Source organism: Cryptosporangium japonicum (assembly GCF_039524755.1).
GTDB classification, from domain to species: Bacteria; Actinomycetota; Actinomycetes; order Mycobacteriales; family Cryptosporangiaceae; genus Cryptosporangium; species Cryptosporangium japonicum.
Window position 1 is genome coordinate 196,734 of record NZ_BAAAGX010000004.1, and the last position, 7,157, is coordinate 203,890.

9 protein-coding genes are annotated in these 7,157 nt (G+C 73.8%); 5 read left to right on the forward strand and 4 right to left on the reverse strand.

Translation table 11 applies throughout. From position 1 onward, the window contains the following. Positions 1 to 553 (reverse strand): alpha/beta fold hydrolase (locus ABD437_RS04020; RefSeq protein WP_344647369.1); only part of this gene is annotated, 553 nt, incomplete at its 3' end. Continuing rightward, positions 532 to 2,103, reverse strand: a complete 1,572-nt coding sequence (locus ABD437_RS04025) for a PP2C family protein-serine/threonine phosphatase (protein WP_344647370.1) — start codon at positions 2,101 to 2,103, stop codon at positions 532 to 534. The genes ABD437_RS04020 and ABD437_RS04025, both read right to left, overlap by 22 nt. Positions 2,104 to 2,178: 75 nt before the next feature. Here ABD437_RS04025 and ABD437_RS04030 point away from each other — a divergent pair, with 75 nt between their 5' ends. Together ABD437_RS04030 and ABD437_RS04035 are read left to right on the forward strand one after the other, a co-directional pair. Continuing rightward, positions 2,179 to 2,958: an IclR family transcriptional regulator gene (locus tag ABD437_RS04030; RefSeq protein WP_344647371.1), complete on the forward strand. Its 780-nt coding sequence runs from the start codon at positions 2,179 to 2,181 to the stop codon at positions 2,956 to 2,958. 4 nt (positions 2,959 to 2,962) lie between these two features. Beyond that, positions 2,963 to 3,748, forward strand: a complete 786-nt coding sequence (locus tag ABD437_RS04035) for a methyltransferase domain-containing protein (RefSeq protein ID WP_344647372.1) — start codon at positions 2,963 to 2,965, stop codon at positions 3,746 to 3,748. Here ABD437_RS04035 and ABD437_RS04040 read toward each other — a convergent pair. Beyond that, on the reverse strand, positions 3,717 to 4,400 hold the full coding sequence (locus ABD437_RS04040) for a TetR/AcrR family transcriptional regulator (protein ID WP_344647373.1): 684 nt from the start codon (positions 4,398 to 4,400) through the stop codon (positions 3,717 to 3,719). The genes ABD437_RS04035 and ABD437_RS04040 overlap by 32 nt on opposite strands. 90 nt (positions 4,401 to 4,490) lie before the next feature. Here ABD437_RS04040 and ABD437_RS04045 point away from each other — a divergent pair, with 90 nt between their 5' ends. Further along, a complete protein-coding gene (locus tag ABD437_RS04045; RefSeq protein WP_344647374.1) occupies positions 4,491 to 5,345 on the forward strand; it encodes an NmrA family NAD(P)-binding protein in 855 nt (284 codons plus the stop codon). Here ABD437_RS04045 and ABD437_RS04050 read toward each other — a convergent pair. Beyond that, positions 5,336 to 5,740, reverse strand: a complete 405-nt coding sequence (locus ABD437_RS04050; protein ID WP_344647375.1) for a hypothetical protein — start codon at positions 5,738 to 5,740, stop codon at positions 5,336 to 5,338. The genes ABD437_RS04045 and ABD437_RS04050 overlap by 10 nt on opposite strands. Before the next feature lie 83 nt (positions 5,741 to 5,823). Between ABD437_RS04050 and ABD437_RS04055 the strand changes: the two genes are divergently transcribed. Further along, positions 5,824 to 6,222, forward strand: coding sequence for a DUF6314 family protein (locus ABD437_RS04055; protein ID WP_344647376.1), 399 nt, complete (start codon positions 5,824 to 5,826; stop codon positions 6,220 to 6,222). A 90-nt stretch (positions 6,223 to 6,312) separates the two neighbouring features. Continuing rightward, positions 6,313 to 7,086 carry a sigma 54 modulation/S30EA ribosomal C-terminal domain-containing protein gene (locus ABD437_RS04060; RefSeq protein WP_344647377.1) on the forward strand — a complete coding sequence of 258 codons (774 nt, stop codon included), beginning with the start codon at positions 6,313 to 6,315 and terminating at the stop codon, positions 7,084 to 7,086. The last annotated feature ends 71 nt before the right edge of the window (positions 7,087 to 7,157 follow it).

Consider the following 7,157-nt stretch of genomic DNA (forward strand, 5'->3'; position numbering starts at 1 on the left):
CGGCCACGGCGGCGTCGACCATCTCCTCGAGCGTGTCGAACGTCCGCGGCCCGCGGGTCAGCGCGACGGCGCCCCGCTCCCGATCGGTCATCCGGGCGTAGGCGTCGCGGGAACCCGGGGTCGCGTCGACGAGCATCGCCCGGCGCACCAGGTCGGGCCGGGCGGCCGCGAGCCGCACCGTGGTCAGCGCGCCCAGCGACATGCCGATCACCGCGGCGGCGTCCGGAGCGCGCCGCTCGACCACGGTCGCCACGGCGTGCGCGTTGCGCACCGGGCCGTAGTCCCGGTCGTCCCGCCAGGACGAGTGCCCGTGGCCGGGCAGGTCGAGCGCGATCGCCGGGCGGCCCAGTAACAGCGCGACCAGGTCCCAGGTGTGCGCGTTCTGGCCGCCGCCGTGCAGGAACACCAGCTCCGGCTCGGACTCACCCCAGGTCAGCACACTGACGTACCGCCCGGGGGAGGTTTCGATCGCGCTGCGGGTGACGCGCGGGACGCGGTCGGGCCCGACGCCGAGCTCGTCGGCGACCTCGGTCAGGAGCGAGAATTCGTCCACTGTTCGAGAGTATGCACACGCAGCACCGCGAGGACGACGTCGTCCTCACTGGTCGGTCCGAAGGCCCCCAGAAGGTGGTCACACAGGTCGTCGGCCGTCCGGTGCCGCTGCGCGGCCAGCGCGTCGACGAGACGGCCGAGGCCCTCGTCGAGTGACTGTCCGCGCCGCTCCACCAGGCCGTCGGTGTAGAACACCAGACTCGAACCGGGTTCGAGCACGATCGTGTGGTCCGAGCGCGGCACCGCCTGGTGCACGCCGATCAGCAGCTCCGGCCGCGTGTACAGGAGCGTGACCGTGCCGTCGGCGGTGACGAGCGCCGGCGGCGGGTGCCCGGCGTTCGTCCAGCGCACCTCCCGCCGTCCCTGCGGCCCCTCCCGCTCGACGTGCGCGAGCACGACCGTGGCGAACGCGCCGACGTGAAGCCCGTGCAGCGCGTCGTCGAGCGCGGCGAGTACCCGGGACGGGAAGTGGCGCAGCGTGTACGAGATGCCGCGCAGCAGGTTGCGCAGCTGGCCCATGAGCGCGGCCGCGTCCATGTCGTGCCCGGTGACGTCGCCGACGGCCATCGTCAGCCGGCCGTCGGGGAGTTCGAACGCGTCGTACCAGTCGCCGCCGACCTGGGCCTGTTCCAGCGCGGAGCGGTAGCGCACCGCGATGTCCAGGCCCGCGGGCTTCGGCGGCGGGGTGAGCAGGCTGCGCTGCAGGCTCTCGGACATCCGCCGCTCCAGCTCCGCGGTGCGGCGCTCGGCGTCACGCTGGCGGGCCCGGCTCAGCGCCTGCGACAGCGACGTCCCGATCAGCCGGACGAACCCGAGATAGCGCTCGTCGAGCGGCAGGTGCGGGCTGAGCCGGGTGACGAACGTGGCGTCGGGATCGGTGCTCAGCCGCAGGTGCGCGACCGGGCCGGGTTCCAGCGCGAAGTCCTGGCCGGCCGGCAACGTGCCGGGGATCCGGATCTCGACGTCGTGGAAGTCGGCCGGAGCGGTCCGCAGCACCGGCAGCGCCACCGCGTCGAGTTCCTGCGGGTGGTCGAGGTCGCCGAGCCGTTCGGAGAGCCGGCTGAGCAGCGCCAGGCGGCGGCGGTCGACCAGTTCGTGGGTCGTCTCCGACGCGATGTCGATGACCCCTTCGATGGTGCCGTCCGGGCCGTGCACCGCGGAGTACGAGTAGGTGAAGTACGTCTCCTCGACGAACCCGTGCCGGTCCATCATCAGCTGCTGGTTCTCGACCCAGGTGGTGCCCTGCCCGGTCGCGACCGACTCCAGCAGCGGCCCGATCGTGTCCCAGATCTCGCTGAACACGTCCTGCGTACGCCGGCCGAGCGCCCCGGGGTGCTTGTCGCCGATCAGCTGCACGTAGGCCTCGTTGTAGACCAGCACGTACTCCGGTCCCCACAGCAGCGTCACCGGGAACCGGCTGTTGAGCGCGAGGTCGACCGTGCTGCGCAGCGTCGGGCTCCACGACTCGACCGGCCCGAGCGGTGTGGCGGCCCAGTCGACGGCGCGGTAGGCCTTCCGCAGGCCGCCGGCGGCGTCGAAGAGGTCTCGCACGCGGCGAACTGTAACTACCGGGACAGGTGTTCGCCGGTTCCGGGGCCGCCGTGTCGGGCCTGGAAAGATGCGTGCATGCGTGGTCAAGCCGTCACGTCGCGGGCGTTGCGCCTGCTCGGCGCGTTCGACGCCGAGCACCCGCGGCTGCGGCTGTCCGCGCTGGCCCGGCGCGGCGGCCTGCCGCTGAGCACCGCCCACCGGCTGGTCGCCGAGCTCGAGGAGTGGGGTGCCCTCGACCGCGAGCCCGACGGCGCGTACGTCGTCGGGCGGCGGATCTGGCAGCTCGCGCTGCTGGCCCCGATCCACGGTGAGCTACGTGAGATCGCGATGCCGTTCCTCGAGGACGTCCACCGCGCGACCGGCGAGAACGTGCACCTGGCGATCCGCGACGGGGTGCACTCGCTGTACATCGAGCGGATCTGGAGCCGCGCGTCGGTGCCGCTGGAGAGCAAGGTCGGGCGCCGGTTGCCGCTGCACGCGACGGCCGCGGGCAAGGCGCTGCTGGCCGCGGCGGCTCCCGAGGTCGTCGAGGCGGCGCTGGCCGCGCCGGAACGGCTGACCGCGCACACCGTCACCGACCCGGCGACGCTGCGCCGCGACCTGGCCGAGGTGCGGGCCCGGGGCTACGCGTACAGCGCCGGGGAGGCCACGCCGGGCACCTGGTCGATCGCGGTCGGCGTCCCGGGGCCGCTGCGCACCACGCTGGCGTCGCTCGCCGTGGTCGCCGGCGGACCGGACGACCCGGTGACCGCGACCGGCCCCGAACTGCACCGCCTCGCGGCCGTGCTGATGGTCGCCGCATCCGCGCTCGGCCGCGAACTCGCCAAAACGGCTTGGTCGCAGGGGCCAGCCTGAAGCCATGGACGCCTCGATACGCACCTACTACGAGCGCGGCGGCGAACTGACCCGGCTCGACGCCGGCAACGGGAAGCTGGAGTTCCTGCGCACACAGGAGATCCTCCGCCGGGTGCTGCCACCGGGCCCAGTCCTCGACGTCGGCGGTGCCACCGGGGTCCACGCCCGCTGGCTGGCGGCCGACGGCCACCCGGTGCGGCTCGTCGACCCGCTCGCGTCGCACGTCGCGCACGCCGCGTCGATCCCCGGCGTCGACGCCGTGCGGGGCGACGCCCGGCGCCTGGACGAACCGACCGGCGCGTACGCGGCGACGCTCCTGCTCGGCCCGCTCTACCACCTGACCGAGCGGGCCGACCGGGTCGCGGCCCTGCGTGAGGCCGTGCGCGTCACCGCACCCGGCGGCGTCGTGGTGGCGGCGACGATCGCGCGGCACGCCGGGCTGTGGGACGCGGTGGCCCGCGACCGGTACGCGCGGCCGGCGGTGCGTCGCCTCGTCGACGTCGAGGTCGCCACCGGTGTGCACGACGGGCTGACCGAGGAACTGTTCACGCTCGCGTACTTCCACACCGCCGACGAGATCCGCGACGAGTTCGCCGAGGCGGGGATGGCGGGCGCCACTCGGTACGCGGTGGAGGGCCCGGCCTGGCTCTTCGCCGGGCGCGACGGCTGGCTGGACGACGAGCGGACCGCGTCGGTGCTCGCCGCGCTGCGGATCGTCGAGCAGGACGAGAGTCAGTTCGGCGCCACCTCGCACCTGCTCACGGTCGGGCGGCGGCCAGCGAGCGGCTGAGCCACTCACGCATCAGCGACCGCTCGGCGTCGGTGAGGGCGGGCAGTTCGTCGATCCGCGTGCCGAAGGTGACCGCGACCGTGCGCAGCGAGTCGTCGGCCGCGGCCCGCTCCGTGCCGAGGATCGCGCTCACCACCGCGTCGAACATCGCGTCGGCGAACCCGGGGTCGCGCCGGTCGGCGGCGCCGTCGAGCACGGCCAGCACGGCGCCGACGCCGGCCGCGTGCACCATCGCGAGCGCGCGGTCCTCGTCGACCCGGAGCCGCCCGGCGGTGGCCAGTGCCCGGATGCGCGCGCGGAGCTTCTCGATGCCCGCGGCGATCGCCGGTGACCGCTCGGTGCGCTCGGACGAGTACATCAACGTGAACAGGCCCGGGTTGGCCAGGCCGAACTCGATGTGCGAATGCCAGCCGGCACGCAGGTCGGCGACCGGGTCGTCCTCGACGTGGGTGCGCAGCTTCGCGGCGACGTACGCGCCGAGCACGTGCTCGGCGACGGCGTCGACCAGGCCGTCCTTGTCGCCGAACAGGCGGTAGATCGTGGGCGCCTGGACGCCGGCCGCCTCGGCCACGGCGCGGGTGGTCACCGCGCGGACGCCGTGCTCGCGCAGGAGCTGGGCCGCGGCCTCGACGATCTGGTCTCTCCCGGTCACCTAGCAACGATAACAAATCGCTGTTAGCGGTGGTAGCGAATCGGTGCTAACGTCCTCGGCGTAACGCTGGAAACAACCAGGGAGTCAGTCATGTTCGTCATCACCGGAGCCACCGGCCGGCTCGGATCGCGGATCGTCGCGCGGCTGCTGGACCAGGTGCCCGCGTCACGCGTCGCGGTGAGCGTGCGGGAGCCCGCGAAGGCCGCCGCGCTCGCCGAGCGCGGCGTCCGGGTCCGCGCCGCCGACTTCACCGACCCGGCGTCGCTGCGGCACGCCTTCGAGGGCGCCGAGCAGGTGCTCGTCGTCTCGGCCGCGATCCGCGGCGCCGACGAGGCGGTGGCCGCGAACACGGCCGCGCTCGACGCCGCCGCGGCGGCCGGCGCGAAGCGGATCCTCTACACCAGCCACCAGGCCGCGTCCCGGGATTCACGGTTCGCGGCGGCGCAGACGCACGCACGCACCGAGGAGCACCTGGCCGGGCTGGGCGTGCCGTTCACCGCGCTACGCAACGGCTACTACGCCACGGCGATCGGCCTGACGCTCGGCGGCGTCCGCGAGACCGGCCGGCTGGCCCTGCCCGCGGACGGCCCGTTCTCGTGGACCTGGCACGACGACCTGGCCGACGTCGCGGTGGCCGCGCTCACCACCGACGGCCTGTTCGACGGCGTCACGCCGCCGCTGACCGCACCCGCGGCGCTGGACTTCGAGGCCGTCGCCGCGCTCGTCGGCGACGTCCTCGGCCGCACCGTGACCCGGGTCGTGGTCAGCGACGAGGAGTGGGCGGCCGCCAGCGGTCTGCCGCCGGCCGCCGCCGAGTTCATGCTCGGCATGTTCCGCGCCGCCCGCCGGGGCGAGTTCGCGGTCACCGACCCGACGCTGGAGACGGTGATCGGCCGGCCCGCGACCAGCGTGCGTACCGTGCTGGAGCGGCTGCTTCAGGCCTGAACGATCGAGAACTCCACCACGGCGAGTTCCTGCCGTTCGTCGCCCTCGAGGCGCACCGCGGTGAGGCGGTGCAGGCCCCACTCGACGAACGTCAGGTCGGTGAGCTCGATGACGCGCGGCTCGTGGATCGGCGTCCCCGGGATCTGGTGGATCGTGTTCGCGACGAAGTGGTGGTCGACGTGGCCGAGCGACTTCGTCGGCCCCTCGATCTCGATCCGGATCACCGGGGTGCGCTCCACCTCGTCGGGCGTCACGCCGAAGACGGCGGCGAACGTGACGTTCGCGGTCGCGGGCAACGCCGGGAGTTTGGCCCACTCCCAGCCGGCGCCCTCCACGTACAACAGCCCGGCTTCCACATGGGCTGAATGCGCGACCATCGCCGCCACTGCTCGCATGAATCGTGTCCCCTCGCTCCCAGGTTCTGCTCCGAGTTTCGCAGGTCGGTGCACGGACGGATTCCCGGGATACCGTGATCGGCGTGGAACCGCGTGCGCTGATCGGTGAGTGGACGATGGCCCGGCGGGTCGTCGACCGGTCGGCCCGGACGTACGGAACCGTGGCCGGCACGCTCGTCGTCACCGCGTTCGAGGCGGGTCTGCGGTTGGCCGAGGACGGCGTGCTGCGCTGGCGGGGCGCCGATCTGCCGGTGTACCGCGTGTCGCTCCTGCAGCCGCTGGACGGCGAATGGTGGATGCTCTTCGAGGACGGCCGCCCGTTCCACCCGTGGCGGCCCGGCACGCCGGTCGTCCACCCGTGCGGGCGCGACACCTACGACGGGATGGTCGCGCTGGACCGCGACGGCCGTCGCCTCCGGACGCTGTGGGACGTGCACGGCCCGGCCAAGAACCAGCGTCTGATCACGCGTTTCACGCGTTAACTCATCACGGCCCGGTCGCGACGCGGCGCGGCGGCTGTGCCTCCACTGTGTCGAGCGGCGACGATGCCCGGACACCGAGGGAGGTCGACGATGACGACTCAAGACGTTCCGGTGCTGGAGGTACGTGAACCACGGGCCGACGAGGCGCCCGGCTTCGCGGTCGGGGTGACGCTGGGCGGGCAGCTCGCGCCCGACGTCGCCCGCTACGCCCGGACGGCGATCCGGACCGCGGTCGGGGACCACCGCGGTCCGGTGCTCCGGGCCGACGTGCGGATCGTGCGCTACGACGACCCGTCGCTGGAGCGGCCGGTCGCGTCCTACGCCACCGTCAACGTGAACGGCACCCGGTTCCGCGTCCACACGACGGCCGGGACCGCCCACGAGGGGCTGGACGAACTGCGGCAGCAGCTGCATGCGGCGCTCGAGCGCTCGGACTCCGACCGGCGTGCCGACGCGCGGCGACGACCGGCGGCCGCGGAGCTGCCGGCGGCGCCGCGCATCCGGGTGCCCGGCGTGGTGTCGGGGGAGTGCACGGTGGACGAGGCGATCGGGGTGCTGGACCTGCTCGACCGGGACTTCCAGCTGTTCCACGACAGCGACAGCGGCGAGGACACCGTCGTGTACCGGGCCGGCCCGACCGGGTACCGGCTGGTGCAGGCGCGCCGGTCGCCGATCGAGCGCTGCCCGGCGGTCGCGGTGTCGATCGACCGCGAGCCGGCGCCGCGGCTGAGCGTCGAGGTGGCGGCGATCCGGCTGGCACGCAGCGAACAGCCGTTCGTGTTCTTCACCGACGTGGCGACCGACCGGGGCGCCGTGCTCTACGTACGGCGCGACGGCGACTACGGCATGGTGGCGCTGGACTAGTCGCTCCGGGCCCGGGCCGCGGCTTCCCGGGCCTACGACGGGTTGTCGGGCTCACGGCCGCCGTTGTGGGC

Coding starts and splice junctions, on each gene's coding strand:
- ABD437_RS04030 (WP_344647371.1), top strand. CDS start 2,179: ATGCGTGGTCAAGCCGTCACGTCGCGGGCGTTGCGCCTGCTCGGCGCG.
- ABD437_RS04035 (WP_344647372.1), top strand. CDS start 2,963: ATGGACGCCTCGATACGCACCTACTACGAGCGCGGCGGCGAACTGACC.
- ABD437_RS04045 (WP_344647374.1), top strand. CDS start 4,491: ATGTTCGTCATCACCGGAGCCACCGGCCGGCTCGGATCGCGGATCGTC.
- ABD437_RS04050 (WP_344647375.1), bottom strand. CDS start 5,740: ATGCGAGCAGTGGCGGCGATGGTCGCGCATTCAGCCCATGTGGAAGCC.
- ABD437_RS04060 (WP_344647377.1), top strand. CDS start 6,313: ATGACGACTCAAGACGTTCCGGTGCTGGAGGTACGTGAACCACGGGCC.